Origin of the sequence: Fibrobacter sp. UWR4, assembly GCF_003149045.1 — a bacterium.
In the GTDB taxonomy this organism is placed as follows: Bacteria; Fibrobacterota; Fibrobacteria; order Fibrobacterales; family Fibrobacteraceae; genus Fibrobacter.
In genome coordinates this window covers 44,009-61,337 of sequence record NZ_QGDU01000021.1, presented here as the reverse complement: position 1 = coordinate 61,337, position 17,329 = coordinate 44,009, and the positions used below count along the sequence as shown (strand labels likewise).

The window sequence follows — 17,329 nt, the reverse complement described above, 5'->3', positions numbered from 1 at the left end:
ATTAAATTTTAGAAAATAGCCCATTTTTTGTTTAATTTAGGCGAAAGTCAACAAAAAAGGGTGGCGAAGCCACCCACACATGTTGATGAAGAGCCAATAAAAAAACTATTTTTCAAACTCATTATACGCTTCTTCACCAAAGCCCCTTATAAGAGCAGCTCCTCCTTCAATAGTACCTCCTCTAGTCGTACTTGTAACTGGTCCAGGACCACCCACAGCACCACTAATAAAGTCACCAATTTTACCAATCTGTTCATATTTTTCGCCAACAAAAATTTGAGCCTTTTCATAAACATCACAACACAAGAACAAAATAAAAAAACAAATATATTCTATATGTTTTTGGATGATGTTTTTTTGTAACAACAGAACTGCCCCAAAGTCTTGTTTCTTTTTTAACTAGAGCTTCTATAAAAAAATACAGTGATAGAATTAGTAATAAAATGAGCATTTTTGACTGTCATCTCTCTTCTGTATTATCCAAGCTGGACTTGTTGATTTTTGACATTTTAAATATACCCATTTTCCGGTTGATAATTATCCCCCAAATTTCCATCAGAAAACACAATACATATATTCCACCAAATAATATCTTCTCAAAAAAATTCATTGAAATATCTGAGAAAAACAGAATTGCATAAATGAGGGTCACTAGTAAAAATCTCATTTAACATCCTCTTCAAACTTATTAAATACGGTATAAATATACACTCTTTTCGTATTCGCAATAGTCTTTGTTTTTTTTGATTTTTATCCTTATGGAATTTTGACTATATTTGCCGGCATGAACAAGGAAGAGCTTAGGGAAAAATACGGCAAGAAGCGTGTGCCTCACCAGTGGCGCGGTACGGATTTTGTTTCCGCACAGATTTGTACCTTCTTCGGTTCTGGAATGAGCCCCAAGGCTCCCGGCACCATGGGAAGTTTGGCAGCCGCTATCGTAGCCTACCCTATGGCTTTGCTGTTTGCAAAGATCGGATGCCCGGAATTGACTTTCGCGGGATACAGCGCTGGCTTGAACATCGCCTTTTTTGCCGCCGCCCTCTTCGTCTTCTTTGCCGCCATCCCTTTCGTGAAGAAAGCCATGAAGGATACACAAACTGAAGATCCAGGCTGGATCGTCATTGATGAAGTTTGCGGTATTTTCATGTCCGTCGCTTTCGTTTCCACGGCAAGCATCCTGGCACACCCCTGGATTTTGGGAATCGCATTCGCCCTGTTCCGCTTTTTCGATATTCTGAAGCCCCTGGGTATCCATAAGTTCGAAGCCTTCCCCGGAGCATGGGGCGTTATGGCAGATGACTTGCTAGGCGGTGTGTACGCTGGAATACTGATGTTCGTAATCGTAGCCCTATTCGGCCTCTAGAGGATAGTCAAACTGAATGGCCCTGTGGGTCGCGATCTTATCGAACTTGATCTCGTAATAGAAATTCTCGGCGTCGATGCCTACTACGGTACCGGCGCCCATTATTTTATGGACCACACGGTCACCTTCCGCAAATTTTGCCACAGGCGCCTTCTTGCCGGAAACTCCATCCACGCCTGAATCATCTAGGTCAAGACCTTCCCCAAGTTCGCGATTGCGATCAACCTCCGCAATATGCTGTTTGGCAGCCTGGTACCATTCGTCGCTAAAGCCCTGGACCACATCCAAGTCATCCATGTTCATCTCTAGCAGGAAACGGGACGGGTAACGGCACTGGGCATCGCCACCGGCGCTATCCTCAGAATCACTCATGCAGAGAACATTTTCCGCACGGGTCAGGGCCACGTAAGCAAGCCTACGTTCCTCTTCCAGCTGGATCTTGTTCTTCACGCGCTTCACCGGGAAACATCCCTCGTTCAATCCGCAAACAAACACATAGGGGAATTCCAGCCCCTTGGCGTTATGGATCGTCATAAGCTGGACGCGATTCTTGCGGGACTTTTCGGCGGCATCCCCATTTTCGGAATTTGCGTCTGCGGAACCATCAGTGTCGGCATTCGTGAACAATACGATATTCTGCAGGTACTCATCTAACGTGGCGTCTTCCTCGAAATTCTTTTCAAACTCCATGACGCCTTGCTTTAATTCAGCAAGGTTACTAAGGCGGTCATCGTCCCCATCCAGGCGGAGCATTTCCTCGTAGCCCGACTCACGAAGCATCTTGGTCAATACGTCGCTTACGGCCATATCCTTATAGGCACTACGGTACTTTTCGACCAGCTGGACAAACGCCCCGACTTTCGTACGGGACATGAAAGCGGAACAATCCAGATCCGGCTTGACAGAATCATTCTCTACCGCGGCATCTTCGGCGGCAGCGGCCACATAAATTTCCAATAGGGCGTCGTAAAGATTGAGCCCGCGGCGTTCGGCATAGGCTGCAAGTATGGCCTGCTTCTTGGGGCCAAACATGCGCTTAGGCGTATTAACCACACGCATAAAACTCAGGTCATCGCCATAGACCAGCATACGCAAATAGCAAAGAACATCCTTCACTTCCTGGCGCTGGTAAAAACCGATACCGCTATAAACCTTGTAAGGGATTTCCTTACTCATCAAGGCTTCTTCTACAGAGCGGGACTGGGAATGCATGCGGTAAAGAACAGCAATATCCTTGTAATCCACCCCGTTTTCCACTGCCTGCTGGATGCGTTCCACAATCCATTCCGCTTCCTTGCGGGTATTCTTGGCGTGATAGAAAACCGGAGTCTTGCCACCTGCGCGTACAGGCTTTAAAACCTTCTGGATACGAAATTCATTATTCCGGATGACTGAATCAGGAACTTTCAGAATACTGGGGGTGGAACGGTAATTGTTCTGCAGGAGAATAGTCTTGCATCCATCGTGGTGACGATCAAAATCCAGAATACGGTTCACATCCGCACCACGCCAGGTATAGATGGTCTGGTCCGGATCCCCCACCACGAAAAGATTCTTATGGTAGCTGCTGAGCAGTTCCGCCAATTGATACTGCTGGCCGTCAATATCCTGGAACTCGTCCACCATGATATACATCATGCGCTTGGACCATTTTTCAAGCTTTTCCGGAAAGCGCTTCAGAATATAGAGCGTCACCAATATGAGGTCATCAAAATCCAGGGCGAAATTTTTCCGCTGTTCATAAAGATAGCGGTAGTAAACCTTATGCCATTTATCGGGTGCGGATTCGATCAGTTCCAGCAAATCTTCCCCATTCTTTTCGGCAAAGAGGGATACATAATCCGTCTCGTTGGCCTTGCGTCCCCCTATAAAATCCATGACGCTACTGATTTTCAGATCGTTCAGATGCAAGCCCAGCTCCGCGTAGGACTTTTTAATCAAGGCCTTCTGGTCATCTTCATCCAGGATCATGAATTCCTTGGGATAATTCAGGACATGGATATCCTCCCGCAGGAACTGGACGCAAAAACCGTGAAAGGTGGAAATGTATCCGGAATCGTCCCCCTTCAGCATGGTACGAATACGGCTTTTCATTTCGCCAGCGGCCTTGTTGGTAAAGGTGACGCAAAGAATATTGGATGGGGAAATCCCCAGCTCCTTTGCCAGATACAGATAGCGGTGGGTCAGCGTCCGGGTCTTGCCGGAACCGGCGCCCGCAATGACGCGAACGAAACCTTCCGTAGTCTCTACAGCTTCACGCTGTTCTGTATCTAGTTTTGAAAGCAAATCCATACCGCACAAAGATACACTTTTGTGCAGTATCCGTCAAGAGATTTTAGACCTTATCCGCAGAAACTCCCCCAAAACACTAGAGTTTCTTACGAGCTTTCTGTAGTTGAATCTGCTTGGCTTTCCATTTGGCCCGCCTGCGTTCCTTACGCATCCTCTTGCGGGCAGCCTCCAACTGGGAAAACTGGTGCAAGACATCCATAATGCGCTCAGCCGCAAAAGCGTTATTCAATTTTTTTCGCGTTACAAAATCCAGCAGGCAGACGCAGGCCAGAAGCCCTCCCACAAAAAAAGCCAGAGCCACCGGCCAAAGCGCTACGGAGAAATGGGACGCAACAAATCCGAATGTAGGAGGCATCAGGACTGAACCTACATAGGAACCCGCCATCTGGATACTGATGGCCCGTCCCGAAAGAACCTCTCCAAAACGAGCGGGAGTAGCATGAATCAGGGAAGGATAGACAGGAGCGCAACCTAGCCCCAACAGGCAAATGCACACGGGAGTAAACCATAGAGGCAAGGGCAAAATCAAGGCGAAGCAGCCCACAATCACGATGGCGATTCCCGCATGGACTAGGCGCATATCCGTAAAGCGGATGGCAAAGAAGCCACTGACAACACGTCCAATCATGACGCTTGCAAACATCATGGAAACAGCAAGGGCCCCTACCCCAGGATCAAAACCACGGGCAACCAGGTAGGTACCGCACCAAAGCCCTGTAGAAATTTCCAGTGCGGAGTAGAAGAAGAACGTCCAAAAGGATAACTTCATTCCTGGAACGCACAATGCTGCCCGAAGGGAAATTTCTTCCGGTTCTGGCTTGTTACGATTCGCACTACCCGCAACATCTGGTGTCTTCCGCTTTTCCGTCCGTGTCCAAAGCGGTAGGGAAAAAATCATTAGCAGAACAATCCCGCCCAGTAAGACCGCATTCAATTCATAGGCGCCACGCCAGCCCGTCCCCAAAAATACGGAAGCGGATAAAATGGCAGGTCCAAGGCAAGCCCCCACACCCCAGCTAGCATGAAGCCAGTTCACATGTTTGGATTCCAGATGAATGGCGGCAAAATTATTCAAGGAAACATCGATGGCACCAGCACCTAACCCCATCGGAATGGCGAAAAGGCACATCATCCAGAATGTCTGGGAAATTCCATACCCGGCAGCCGCAACCGCCGTACAGGCAATACTGAACACCACCAGCTTACCCGTCCCCATCCGGCAAACCAATCCGGGAGTAAACAAGCTTGAAATGATGGTTCCGACACTTACAATAATGGATAACAATCCCGCAGCAGATAACGGGGCCGACAGGTCCTTCTGCATCAACGGCCAGGCAGCACCAAGAATGGTATCGGGCAGCCCGAGACCAATAAAGGCGACGTAGATGACAATCAGAAGGAAAACCATATTTTGAATTATACTATAAATCCATCAAATTAGCATGTTTTTCTTTTTTTGATAAATTATCTTTTAGAGCAAGAAGGTTCAGAAAAAAAAGGTATACCCCGTGAATTTCAAGAAGTTGCTCGCCCTGTCCCTGTTGCCCATTGCACTCTTTGCCGAAGAGGGCGACACCCAGAAGAAGAATCCCCTTTCCCTGTCCCTTACCACAGTCGCCGCAATCTACACCGACGTGGATTACGAAACCGGAGACGACCACTTCGCAGGATTGAATGGCCCATTCAGCGGCGCAAAGGCCGTAACCCGCTTCAACGCCACTTACACCCTCCCCACACCCCTGGGCGAACACTGGTTGCTGAAGGACGCCGACCTGAAATTCAACGGCACCTTTGAGCTTTCCCCTCTTTCTGTCCGCCCCCTGGTATCCCTGGACTTTACCCCGGTTCCCTTCCTGGTATTCTCTGCAGGCGGATCCATCGGTACAGGCTGGAATCCTCTCGGCTTTGACGGAATGAGCGTCTATAGCCTGAAGAAACAGGAATACAAGAGTCTTACCCCCTTCGCCCACTATTATTATGATTACTGGGCATCTGCCACCTTCCAGTTCGATACCGGCGCCCTCATTAGCGGGGACTGGAGCCATGTGGTCATGCAGGCCACCTACAAATGGATTTACGAAGGGATTACCGGCGTGGATGACGGCGATATCTGGTGCTGGCAAGTATTCCCCGGCGAGGCAAACGGCTGGCAGTACTACATTACCGGCGTCCTTGGCTACCAGATGCCAATCATCCTCCAGATGGTGGGTGTCATGGCCGAATTCTACGGACACTACGATCCGGCAGACTACAACAAGATCTACCGCGCTTTTGATGGGGACTTCATGTGGATCGACCTGAGCCTCCTAATGAACTTCAGGCTCAACTACAAGAACTCCCTCATGAGCCTCATTACCTTCGAAGGCGGTCGAAGCTTTGCCACCATGCACGAAAACTCAGACGAAGAACCGCTCCTGGTCAAGAGCGGTCGTGAATGGTCCTTCTACCGAATTGCCTTCAGCTGGAACCACAAGTTCTAATTTAGTGAAGCAGGCGGTCTAGTCTAGTTTTTTAGACAACGCACCGAGTACATATTGGTGCTAATGTCAAAATCACGGGAAAAATCCCCTGGAGGAGCAAGGTGCCAGCCAAAGGCGTCACCGTCCTCTTCCGTTGCGCTCCAGAAATGGGCGGAAATCCCCAGATCCATAAATCCATCGGTAGCCTTGCCTCCAGGAACCACGTCAAAACCGTATCGATCGGAGCCGTCCCACTTGTCACGGGATTTCAGGCTCATCCAGGCGGCCTCCTTACCATCACTGTCCTCAATAAAGGTCTTGAACCAGGTCCATTCCTCATTCTCAGGAAGATGCCAGCCTGCAGGGCAGGCCTTTCGGGCGGCTTCAAAGGTGTAAAGACGGCCAAATTTCGCGCAATTCGCCTCGTTTCCGTCGTAGCACTCACTGCCACTCTTGGTTTTATAGTTCAAATTCTCCGCAAGCCAGGTCTTGGAACCGATCACTACGGTCCTATACGTCTTCCCGTCTCGGTTATCCTTAAACGTACCCGTCTGGGGTAGCGCCCATACGGAAGTTACAAGCAGGGAAAAACCTATAACGGAACATGTAAAAAACGGACAAATGTCGTAAACTCGTTGCATATCAAAAAGATACAAAATTATTTCACAACTGAAAATAGGCGATTTTTTGAAAAAAAGGGGTTCAAAAATCAGTAAAAAGTAACTAAATTGCATTGTGTTTTTCACAATAACAAATCTCAAGGAGATAGAGATGAACAAGATGAAGCTCTCCGCAATCGCTCTCGGCCTCGCAGCCGCTGGCGCATTTGCACAGGCACCCGCTGCAGCTCCCGCCGCAGCTCCCGCACAGGAAGCAGCTCCGGCTGTTGCCCAGGCAGACTCTGTAAAGGCTGCTGAAGAAGCCAAGGCCGATGAAGCCAAGAAGGCCGAAGAAGAAAAGGCCGCCGCTGAAGCCAAGAAGGCTGAAGAAGAAAAGGCTGCTGCTGAAGCTAAGAAGGCTGAAGAAGAAAAGGCCGCTGCTGAAGCCAAGAAGGCTGAAGAAGAAAAGGCCGCTGCTGAAGCTAAGAAGGCTGAAGAAGAAAAGGCTGCTGCCGAAGCTCAGAAGGCTGAAGAAGCTGCTCCCGCAGAAAACACCGACGTTTCCGAAGTTGCAAATGCAGCTGGCAACGCAATGGACGCTCTGAAGGCTTCCATGAACGAAGGCACTTCCAAGGCTAACATGGAAGTCAAGATGTCCGGTGAAGTTGAACTGGATGCTTACACCAACGATATCTTTGCAGATGGCGACCTGAAGCACGAATATGCTACTACCGTCGACCTGAACTTCGACGTTAAGTTCAACGAAAAGTGGACCGCTTTCGTTGGCCTCGAAGCTGACGCAGCAGCTGAAAACGCTGGTGTTGGCTACAACGGCGCATGGATCAAGTATCAGCCGGCTGACTTCTTCTACGTTCAGGTGGGCGACCTGACCTTCATGGAAGGCGCATTCAAGGCTTACTACGACTATGACGATCCGACCTACACCGCCGCAGGTATGAAGGAACATGACATCCGCGGTATGCAGATCGGCCTTGCCGGTCTCGAACTGGGCTTCGGCTTTGCTCGTAACGCAAACGACTTCCGCGTTGCTGCTGATGACGATGCCAACTACAACCTCCACTTGGCATATGAATTCAACTATGCTGGTCAGCACCTCCGTCCGTACGTAGACTACAAGTCCTACCAGGAAGCTGAACACAACGAACTCCATGCTGGTATCGACGCAGGCCTTACTCTCGGTGGCTTCAGCTTCCGCGCAGTTTACGGCTTCCATGCTGACTACCTGGCTGACGGTGGCAACGTTGACATGACTTCTGCTGCACACACCATCTTGGCAGAACCCAGCTTCGAAGTATCCATCTTCCAGATCAAGACCTCCTTCTTCTATGCATTCCTGTCTAACGACGACCTGGGCCGTAACGAAGTTGCTAACGACGTTCCGGAATACATGTTCGCCTATGCAGAACCTGCATTCAAGTTCGCAGAATTCATCAAGATCGGTATTCCTGTTGAATTCCACACCAACACCCTGGATGACGACGCAGACATCTCCACCCTGGATCTCGGTGCTCGCGTCTATATCGAACCGGTTGAAAACCTGTCCATCATGGCTACCGGTATGTTCGACATCCCCGTTGGCGACAACAACGATGACGACGATGTCGCATTCCGCATGGGCGCTGAAATGGTATTCAGCTTCTAATGTAGACTGTTAGAACGATAAAAAAGGCCCCGCTGTAAAGCGGGGCCTTTTTTATGGATTTTTCTTTAAAAACAAAAAAAATTAGAACTTGATAGGATAAAGTAGGAACCACTTCACGTCAGGATAAACCTGCACGGTGGGAGCAGGAAACTTAATGTAATTCAGGTACTTAATGAGGGTTCTAGCCCAGCGACTTTGGGGTCTAAAGGCTTCCAGATCATAGTCCAAAGCAATATAGACTTCCCTATGAGCAACAGATCTATGATGATGCTTATATTCCTTGGTGAACACGCCTTCGTCAATACTAAGTCCAGCCGCAACAGCAAGCCAACTGGGATAATACTTCCGAACGGAAGCAGGCAACATACGATAAGGCTTGAATGATGCCCAGAAAGTCTGGTTCACATAGTCATCCGTAAAGATTCCACCGCCAGAAGCATCGTGTTCCTGGTCATAATAGGCATTTGAATTAATCCAGTAGCTCCATTTGAGATCCACGTACTTGAACAGGGGCACATAGCGTTCCGCCATGGGCAAGAAGCCCCCTAGAGATCCCGATAGCACGTCAAAAATACTGAAGCCCCACTTTGGCGCGTACCCATCCTTTACGTCAATGGCAATATGGGTGGATACAGCAGACAGACCTGCAAACAAGTAGGAACGGAATTCGGAAATTCCTGCCCAGCGGTAACCTTCGTAAAAAATTTCGCCAAGAAGCACCCCAGATGCAAAATGCCCCAGCTTATCCAAGTTGAGGGCATAATCAAAATCATTCTCGAAGTGGAAATCATTGCCTTCTTCGTCCCACCAGCCCTTTGCAAAAACAAAGCCATAGGCAGCACCATAAACAGCTGCAGTCAAGCCAATCACTGCAGAAAGCTTAGGTACGGAAACTTCAGCCTGGATATTCTGAGGATCTTCAGAACGATAATCCCAGGTGGAATCTCGCCAGGTAAGGGGTCCCAGGAAATTATCAGCCTGAGCCAATCCCGCAGACAATAGCGTGGATGCCAGCAACGTTTTGGACAAGATCTTCATGGAGAGCAAATATAGAAACTTGATGCGGTTTTTCTAGATAAAAAAAGAAACCTCCGACAATGTCGGAAGTTTCTTCATGAAGCTCGAGATTTCGATCTATTAATCCTTAGCCAAGAGCACGACGCTGTTGTGACCACCGAAACCGAAGCCATCGGACATAGCATACTTGAAGCTATGTGCAGTGTTCTTGTTGGCGCAAACGTCGAAGTGGATGCGTTCGTCCTGGTTGAACACGTTGGTAGTAGCGTGAATCATCTGGTTCTGGAGGGACTTGATGGTGATGATTGCTTCGAGAGCACCAGCAGCACCAAGAGCATGACCGATCATGCACTTAGAGGAGTTGATCTTGAGGGTATCACGGAGACCGAAGACCTTTTCAAGAGCGGAGCATTCAGCAACGTCGCCAAGGGGAGTGGAAGTACCGTGGGTGTTGACGTAGCCAACGTCGGAAGCAGCGATCTTTGCATCACGGAGAGCCATTTCGATAGCCATGCGAACGCCTTCGCCATCTTCGCGGGGAGCGGACATGTGGTGAGCATCTGCGCTCATGCCAACGCCAGCAACGCGAGCGAGGATCTTTGCGCCACGCTTCTGAGCGTGAGAAAGGCTTTCGAGAACGAGAACACCGGCACCTTCACCAATCACGAAACCGTCACGATCAACATCGAAGGGGCGGGAAGCGGTGGTCGGGTCGTCATTACGCTTGGAAAGAGCCTTCATGGAGCAGAAACCAGCAACAGCAACTTCGTTAACGGTTTCGTCAGCACCACCGGCCAGCATGATATCTGCACGGCCAAGACGAATGGCGTCGTATGCAGCGGCAATGGCGTGGTTGGAAGTAGCGCAAGCGGAGGTCACTGCGAAGCAGGGGCCCATCCAGCCGATACGGTTGGAAACTTCACCAGCAGGCATATTAGTAATTGCCATAGGGATGAAGAACGGAGACACACGGCTAGGACCGCGAGTTGCATAGGCAACGCAAGTGTCGGTATAGATTTTCATGCCACCGATACCGGAACCGATAATCACACCGGCGCGGCTCGGATCTTCAGCAGCAGGGTCAACACCAGCATTAGCAAGAGCCTTGTATGCGGAATAAACGGCATACTGGATGCTGCGAGAATAGCGAGACTGGTCGCGAGCAGAGAAGTATTCGTCTGCAACGAATTCGTTGACGCTGGCAGAGAACTTGGTGGTGAAATTGGTAACATCAAAGCGAGTAATCGGAGTGATACCGGACTTACCAGCCAGGAGGTTGTCCCAGAGAAGGTCGGGAGTGTTGCCAAGGGCAGAAACGCAGCCCATACCAGTGATTACAACTTCTTCCATAATTTCTTAACCCAAATGTTGAGATTATTAGTTTGTTTTAGCTGCGCCAAATATAGCAAACAAAGAACTTACATTAAAGTGTTTTAATGTATACAAAATGTAAGTTTTTGATAAAAGGGCTAAAAAGGCTGACGAACGGCATGGGAAATCAGTCTTTTTCATCAAAAAAGCTAAATTTGCCGCACTATGGTAAGATGGAAAAGTTCCCCCAATCTCGTCTGGATAGACCTTGAAATGTCAGGTCTCAACCCCGACAAGGATGTAATCCTTGAAGTGGCCACCATCGTGACCGACCCAAATCTCAAGGTGATTACCGAGGGACCGGTTCTTGCCGTACATCAGCCCGAAAATGTTTTTGAAGGCATGGACGACTGGAACAAGCGACATCACACCCAAAGTGGTCTGGTGGATCGCTGCCGCAAGTCGAAACTGACCGTCGCTGACTGCGAGAAGATGGTTCTGGACCTGATCAAGCCTTACACAGAAAAAGGCGGCAACCTGCTTTGCGGGAACTCCATTACCCAGGACAGACGCTTTATCTATAAGTACATGCCCAAACTTTCCGAATGGCTGAACTATCGAAATATCGACGTAAGCTCCATCAAGGAACTGACTTTCCGCTGGTATCCGAACCTGCCCGAATTCCAGAAAATGGAACGCCACCAGGCACTGGATGATATCCGCGAAAGCATTGCAGAACTGGAATACTACCGCAAGACAATCTTCAAAGAACGTATTTAAATGTCCCTCAAGCCCTATATCGAACCCAAAAAGCAGATTTCCCATGCGGCCCGCATGCGTAACCGCGCTTTAGCCATTTTTGTTTTCGTCCTTCTTTGCACAGGAATCGGCTCATGCCTATCTTCCAACGGTAAAAATCCCAACGTAGCAGAGGAACCCACCACAGAACAGATGACCGCCATGGCCATGGAAGAGCAGGAAGACACTTCCGCCACTCCCGTAACCGCGGCCGAGGAATCCGCCATCGATCAGGACAACCCCACGCCCACTGCCGCCGAGAGACCTGCAGAAACCGCGTCCTCCAATACGGAACCTCAAAAACAAGAGGTTATCGACTATACGCATATTAAAAATCAGAAGAACCCATTCCTGGCAGAAAAAATCGACAATATGCTCAGGTCTTTTAAGCCCCAGCACGCCATGGTTCTGGTTGTGGACGCCAAGAGCAACGAAATCATCGCCTGGGGTGAACAGAAGGACGGAGTCGTCCAGAGCAAACCGGACTATCTGATCCGTAACACCTTCCCTGCCGCCTCCCTGGCAAAGACTGTGACCATCGCAGCGGCCATGGAAAGCAACCGTTACTCGCTGAATACTCCCATCCCGCTAATAGGTCGAGCACATCACCTGTACAAGAACCAGCTTCGCGTTCCCGAAAACTACAAGGGTCCCACCGCAGAAATGCAGGATGCCTACGCCCACTCCTACAACCCGCCCCTGGGCATTATCGGCCTGAATATAGGGGCTAGCCGACTGAAGGCAGCAGCAAAGAACTTGGGCTACAACATGAACTTCCCGGGAAGTCTGCCCAACAGGTCTAACTACGCTCCGCCTGATACGGGCTATGGCCTTGCGGAAGTGGCATGCGGCTTTACGGACGCCACCACCTTGTCTCCCCTGCAGGCAGCAGCACAGGTCCGCGCCATCCTCATGAAAAAGCCTCTGGAAATTCCCTGGGCCACAAACCTGGATGGTTTCGCCCCCAAGAGCCGTCTGGCACTGGACGTTGGCAAGTTTAGCGAAAACACCTACTACGGACTTCGTCAGGCCATGATCCGTTCCGTCACCCACGGAACCGCCCGCAAGAACATTTCCACAAGACACATGGCCCGCAAGAATTACAACGCCCTGAACATCGGCGGTAAGACCGGTTCCCTGGACGGCAAGGATCCTTACGGAAGATACGACTGGTTCATGGGATTCGCACAATCCAAGGATGACCCTAACAAGGCAATCATCCTGGTGGTCATGCAGGTTTACGACCCTCAGGGCATCCGCCCCCAGCCCACAACCCAGGTATCCGCAATGGTCATCAACTACTGGGCACACCAGGCTCTCTGGGGCAACGAAAAAAAGTAATTTAGAAGGACTATAGGAGTAGAACATGGATTTATCCTGGTGGAACTTGATTCCCACATACATGGATGGCACCGCCTTTGCCTTAGGTAGCTTTGAAGTAAAGTGGTATGGCGTCATGTACATTTTTGCCTTTGCCACCGCATACGCAGCATATACTTACGTGAACAAGAAGGAAAAGATCGGCTTCACCAAGGACCAGATCGACAGCCTCTTCACCTGGATTATTGCAGGTATCATCATCGGCGCTCGCCTTGGTTACGTATTCTTCTACAAGCCGGGCTACTACCTGGCAAATCCTTCCGAGATTATTCTTCCTGTAAGTCACGACGCCCTAGGTTTCCACTTTACAGGTATTGCCGGCATGAGTTACCATGGCGGTCTCATTCTTGGAATCATCTTTACATTCATCGGTCTCAAGCGAAACAAGATGGACGTATGGAAAGGTCTGAATGTCGCATTCATGGTAGCACCCCTCGCCTACACCTGGGGACGATTCGGCAACTTTATCAATGGTGAACTTTATGGCGAAGTGACCACCAGTCCTATCGGCATGTGGTTCCCCATGGCTCACGACAGTTTTGTTGAAAATCCGATTCTCCACCATCCCAGCCAGCTTTACGAAATGACATTCGAAGGAATTGTCCTGTTCGTGATTTTATACAACCTACGTAAGGTTCAATTCCTGAAGGACAAGATGCCCTGCCTCTACCTGATGGGGTATGGTCTTTTCCGTTTCTTTATTGAATTCTTCCGCAAATCTGACGCACACCTGGGACGTAACGATCTGTTCGGCATGAGCCGCGGCCAGACCCTCTGCAGCTTGATGATCCTCGCCGGCATCATCTGGATGATTGTGCTAATCTACCGCGGAAAGAAGCGCAGGAACGTAGATACAACGCCCGGGAAATAGCATTTTCGCTACAGTTTTTGAAAAAGAAGGACTAACAAGCCGTTTAGAGCAAGTTAGTCCTTCTTTTTTTCAGGGGCGAAGGACTAAGAGCAGAATTTGAAGGATTTAGTCCTTTGTTTCATGAGGCCACAAGGACTAAAAGAACATTTCAAGCGATTTAGTCCTTCGTCGTTCGACTGCGCAAAGGACTAAAAGAAAAAATCGCGCAAATTAGTCCTTCCCTGTCTCCAGGCAAGCAAAAAAAGAAAGGACTATTTCCCGAAAAAAACGGAAATAGTCCTAAATCAACGAAGTAAACGTCAAATTGGCGCGATTAAACGCTTACACTCAGTTCACTTATTGCGAGAGCGGGTACCTGGTAACTGCTGAACTTGTCCTTGTATTCGTTCCCCACTTCCACTATATTCTGGAAGATGTCAAAGATATTTCCACTCAAGGTAACGCCATCCACCGGATGCTGGATAACGCCATTTTCGCACCAGAAACCATGAGCGCCCATAGAGAGTTCGCCACTAATGGAATTACAACCAGAACCACCTTCCAGGCGAACCACCAGCAGGCACTTGGGGAACAGCTTCAGAAGTTCTGCGGTAGTCATCGTTCCCGGCGGAACCAGCAAGTTGTTAAAGCAGGTACCCATCTTGCTACCGAAATCACGGGAGCCGTTACCAGTAGTTTCACAGCCAGCCTTCGCTGCGGTTTCCAGATTGTACAGCGCGCTAGTGAACACACCATCCTTTACCACTTCCACACGTTTGGCAACACAGCCTTCGGAGTCAAAACGAATCTTATGGACAAACATGTCCCCCATAGGATCATTAATGATGGAGAACTTTTCGCCTGCAATCTTTTCGCCTTCCTTACCAGCCAGGCGTGACTGCCCCTTCTGCATGGCTTCCGCAATGAAGGGTGATGTATACATCCCAAGAATGCGTGCGGAAATTCGTTCGGAGAACACCACCGGAATCTTGCCGCCTTCAATCTTCTTGGCGCCAAACAGTTCCGTTGCATATTCTGCAGCCTTGGACGCAACTTCATCCAGGGAAAATTCATTCCAGTCACGACCGGACTTCACGTAATTGCCCAGCTTCTTGACGCCATCACGAGACGCAACAGCGCCAGCGCCTACTGCGGCATAGTTGGACTTACCTTTGTACATGAGGCCAGTGTTGTTCGCAATGACTGAAGATGCGGTATTCATGTCTGCGCCCAGATAAGGAATGTTTTCGATTTCCTTGGATTTTGCAAAAGTCTGCTTTTCCAGTTCAATACAGAAATCTTTCATCTGCTGCAGATTCAAGGATTCCAATGCCGGATTGTAGTTGGGGTAAGTTTCCGGGATATCCACTGCAGAGGGCAACTGAATATCAATTGCTTCTGTCCACTGAGTATGGCAGAGGGCATCCTTCAAGGTCTGGGCGATTGCATCCTTGGTCAGACGTTCCGTATGGGCGTAACCCGGATGGCCATCCTTAATCACACGGACACCCAGGCCAACGGAATCAGAAATTTCAGTATTCTGGACCTTGCCCTGAAAAACGGACAAGCCTTCGGAATGAGAGGTGCTTGCGATTACGTCAAACTGTTCAGCCTGGCCCTTGGCCAGGTCACACATGTAGGAAACGGCTTCAATAATATTCATAGCAATCTTCTAAACGTTTTCAGAGGGTTGTGCTTCAGCAGAGGCGCGACGGGATTTGCGTTCCAACATTTTCCAATACGCTGCAGGACTTCCAGTCACGGATTCCAGAGCAGCAGCAATTTCGGTAGTAATGGTCTGGGTGCCAGCAATAAGGCCTTCCAGAACTTCGGGAGTCACTCCAAGACGGCGGCCAAATTCAGCCTTGTCCATCTTGAGCCACTCAATACCTTCCAAAATTGCCTGTCCCGGAGTGGGAGTACCATGTCTTGCCATACAAACCTCTTAAAAATTAACGTCCTTCCAGCCTTCGGCACCGAAGCGCAGGTCACGTTCCACAAATTCCCAGATAAGGAGTTTCTTGCCCTTAAGTACACCAGCCTTACGAGCCAGCTTTTCGCGGACCAAGGTACTTGCCCCGCCATCGCTCACAATACTTGCCACAGGACGACTCATGTTCTTTGCAAAATGGGCAATCCAGCCAGCGTTCACCGGAGCGTCCGTCTGGTAAATTCGGCTGAAGCTATCCCCGAGGATCAAAATCCTGGACTTGCGGAAATCATCCTTAAAAGGTACGCTAGAGGTGTCGTACACCACGGAGTCAGCAGCAACCTGAGCGGAGGAATCTGCAGTTGCAACCGTAGCAGGATCCGTGACGACAGATTCCTGACGCGGGATTGTTCGTTCCGTAACAGTCTGCTGTGAAACTACAAGACCAGTCACCTGCTGGATCTTGAAAACATCATGCTTGTTCAAGCCACTCATTTCCCCGATATCACCCATACGGTCCGCCAGGCTATCTGCGGTAACGTAATCCATATTGGCGGCGCCAAGATCCAGGCCAGCCTCCCCCATCTGCTTGACTTTTTCGGAGATGACCTGAGCAGCAAGTTCTGCGCCACGAGGCGTCCAGTGGGTATCATCATTCAGGTAGAGCGCACCCAGCTTGCTATCGTCAGACTTGGCTTTCCACAGCGGGGTGTAAAGGTCTACGGTATTAAATCCGAGGGAAGAGAGCGTATCCAGAATCATCTTGCCGTGACCGCGATAATCACCGCCTGCCATCACCGGATGGATCCCGTCATTTCCCGTAAGACGTTCCGGATAGATGGAGGGCTTGCCCGGCACCACAACCACCAGCAGTTCCACGCCCTTGGCCTTCAGCTGGTCGCGGAACTTGGTAATGGCAACCACCGGATTGTCGAGCTTGGCGGCTCGAACATCGAAGGGGGACGGCTGTACCAGAAATTCAACATCCTGTCTATAGAAAAGCCAGCGGTCATCATCCCGATTCGTATGTCCCAGGACAACCTTTTCTCCAGGATCACTAAAAAGATTCCACACCGCCAGTTGATACTTGGGGCGCAAGGCCAGGACCAAGGCGTTTTCATCTTCCACTTTCTTTTCAAATGCACGCAAATAGCTTCCCTGCCAGACGCCATAATGCTTAATACCATGGAATGCTCGACTCAGGGAATATTCACTAAAGTTGCCAATCACAGACTTTAGGCAGCTATCCACCTGAGGGAAGCTTTCTGGTTCATCTTCCAAGGAGGCTAGTAAGGTATCCGCCTTTTTCAGTAACTTGTAGTCCGCTTCAGCGGAGTCCAGCTGAGCATAACCATTCACCGTCAAGGCGACAGCTTCCAGGTCAGACAATGCAGAAACAACAGGTTCCAAAGCCTCAGCAGCATCCTTTCCGCCGGCAATCGCTTCACGAGCATTACGCCAAGCCTCATCAAGCTTAGCCGCCCCCTCATTCAGGGACGACTCACGCTTAAAGGGCGTGTAGACCGCATCCTTGAAAATATCGAAGGAAACAAAACGTTTTTCCCCACGCAAGTCAGCCACGGTCTGTACCATAAACGGCAACAGCAGAAGCACAGAGAAAAAAACAATAAAGGCGACGTATTTCTTATTCACATCCACAAAGT

15 protein-coding genes are annotated in these 17,329 nt (G+C 49.6%); 6 read left to right on the top strand and 9 right to left on the bottom strand.

The features are described 5' to 3' along the window. Window positions 1–105: 105 nt before the first annotated feature. The gene (locus tag BGX12_RS10050) at window positions 106–366 is read right to left on the bottom strand and encodes a hypothetical protein (protein ID WP_109735933.1); all 261 of its coding nucleotides are present in this window, start codon (window positions 364–366) and stop codon (window positions 106–108) included. A gap of 418 nt (window positions 367–784) precedes the next feature. Between BGX12_RS10050 and BGX12_RS10040 the strand changes: the two genes are divergently transcribed. Then, on the top strand, window positions 785–1,366 hold the full coding sequence (locus BGX12_RS10040; RefSeq protein WP_109735931.1) for a phosphatidylglycerophosphatase A: 582 nt from the start codon (window positions 785–787) through the stop codon (window positions 1,364–1,366). Here BGX12_RS10040 and BGX12_RS10035 read toward each other — a convergent pair. Together BGX12_RS10035 and BGX12_RS10030 are read right to left on the bottom strand one after the other, a co-directional pair. Beyond that, complete coding sequence (locus BGX12_RS10035; protein WP_109735930.1) at window positions 1,352–3,658, bottom strand: ATP-dependent helicase; 2,307 nt, start codon at window positions 3,656–3,658, stop codon at window positions 1,352–1,354. The two genes, BGX12_RS10040 and BGX12_RS10035, sit on opposite strands and share 15 nt — an antisense overlap. A 76-nt stretch (window positions 3,659–3,734) precedes the next feature. Continuing rightward, entirely contained in the window at window positions 3,735–5,066 is a 1,332-nt protein-coding gene (locus BGX12_RS10030; protein ID WP_109735929.1) for a sugar MFS transporter, read from the bottom strand. Between the two features lie 100 nt (window positions 5,067–5,166). Here BGX12_RS10030 and BGX12_RS10025 point away from each other — a divergent pair, with 100 nt between their 5' ends. Continuing rightward, on the top strand, window positions 5,167–6,138 hold the full coding sequence (locus BGX12_RS10025; protein WP_109735928.1) for a hypothetical protein: 972 nt from the start codon (window positions 5,167–5,169) through the stop codon (window positions 6,136–6,138). Window positions 6,139–6,161: 23 nt separating this feature from the next. Here BGX12_RS10025 and BGX12_RS10020 read toward each other — a convergent pair whose 3' ends face one another. Then, window positions 6,162–6,758 (bottom strand): fibrobacter succinogenes major paralogous domain-containing protein, encoded by a 597-nt coding sequence (locus BGX12_RS10020; RefSeq protein ID WP_146249984.1) that lies wholly within the window; start codon window positions 6,756–6,758, stop codon window positions 6,162–6,164. A 130-nt stretch (window positions 6,759–6,888) separates the two neighbouring features. On the opposite strand from BGX12_RS10020, the gene BGX12_RS10010 reads away from it, so the two are divergent. Continuing rightward, on the top strand, window positions 6,889–8,379 hold the full coding sequence (locus BGX12_RS10010; protein ID WP_233246355.1) for a hypothetical protein: 1,491 nt from the start codon (window positions 6,889–6,891) through the stop codon (window positions 8,377–8,379). 81 nt (window positions 8,380–8,460) lie between these two features. Here BGX12_RS10010 and BGX12_RS10005 read toward each other — a convergent pair whose 3' ends face one another. Then, complete coding sequence (locus BGX12_RS10005; RefSeq protein WP_109735926.1) at window positions 8,461–9,417, bottom strand: DUF2279 domain-containing protein; 957 nt, start codon at window positions 9,415–9,417, stop codon at window positions 8,461–8,463. Between the two features lie 99 nt (window positions 9,418–9,516). After that, on the bottom strand, window positions 9,517–10,746 hold the full coding sequence (fabF, locus tag BGX12_RS10000; RefSeq protein ID WP_109735925.1) for a beta-ketoacyl-ACP synthase II: 1,230 nt from the start codon (window positions 10,744–10,746) through the stop codon (window positions 9,517–9,519). A 186-nt stretch (window positions 10,747–10,932) separates the two neighbouring features. On the opposite strand from fabF, the gene orn reads away from it, so the two are divergent. The 3 genes from orn to lgt are packed head-to-tail and all read left to right on the top strand — an operon-like array spanning window position 10,933 to window position 13,756. Further along, the gene (gene orn, locus BGX12_RS09995; protein WP_073224691.1) at window positions 10,933–11,487 is read left to right on the top strand and encodes an oligoribonuclease; all 555 of its coding nucleotides are present in this window, start codon (window positions 10,933–10,935) and stop codon (window positions 11,485–11,487) included. Further along, window positions 11,488–12,846 carry a penicillin-binding transpeptidase domain-containing protein gene (locus BGX12_RS09990; protein WP_109735924.1) on the top strand — a complete coding sequence of 453 codons (1,359 nt, stop codon included), beginning with the start codon at window positions 11,488–11,490 and terminating at the stop codon, window positions 12,844–12,846. 25 nt (window positions 12,847–12,871) lie between these two features. Continuing rightward, on the top strand, window positions 12,872–13,756 hold the full coding sequence (lgt, locus tag BGX12_RS09985; RefSeq protein ID WP_109735923.1) for a prolipoprotein diacylglyceryl transferase: 885 nt from the start codon (window positions 12,872–12,874) through the stop codon (window positions 13,754–13,756). A 313-nt stretch (window positions 13,757–14,069) separates the two neighbouring features. On the opposite strand, the gene BGX12_RS09980 is transcribed toward lgt, so the two are convergent. The 3 genes from BGX12_RS09980 to BGX12_RS09970 are packed head-to-tail and all read right to left on the bottom strand — an operon-like array spanning window position 14,070 to window position 17,318. Further along, on the bottom strand, window positions 14,070–15,398 hold the full coding sequence (locus BGX12_RS09980; protein ID WP_109735922.1) for a TldD/PmbA family protein: 1,329 nt from the start codon (window positions 15,396–15,398) through the stop codon (window positions 14,070–14,072). Window positions 15,399–15,407: 9 nt separating this feature from the next. After that, window positions 15,408–15,671: an XRE family transcriptional regulator gene (locus tag BGX12_RS09975; RefSeq protein WP_109735921.1), complete on the bottom strand. Its 264-nt coding sequence runs from the start codon at window positions 15,669–15,671 to the stop codon at window positions 15,408–15,410. A 9-nt stretch (window positions 15,672–15,680) separates the two neighbouring features. Continuing rightward, window positions 15,681–17,318 carry a hypothetical protein gene (locus BGX12_RS09970; RefSeq protein WP_109735936.1) on the bottom strand — a complete coding sequence of 546 codons (1,638 nt, stop codon included), beginning with the start codon at window positions 17,316–17,318 and terminating at the stop codon, window positions 15,681–15,683. Window positions 17,319–17,329: the final 11 nt, after the last annotated feature.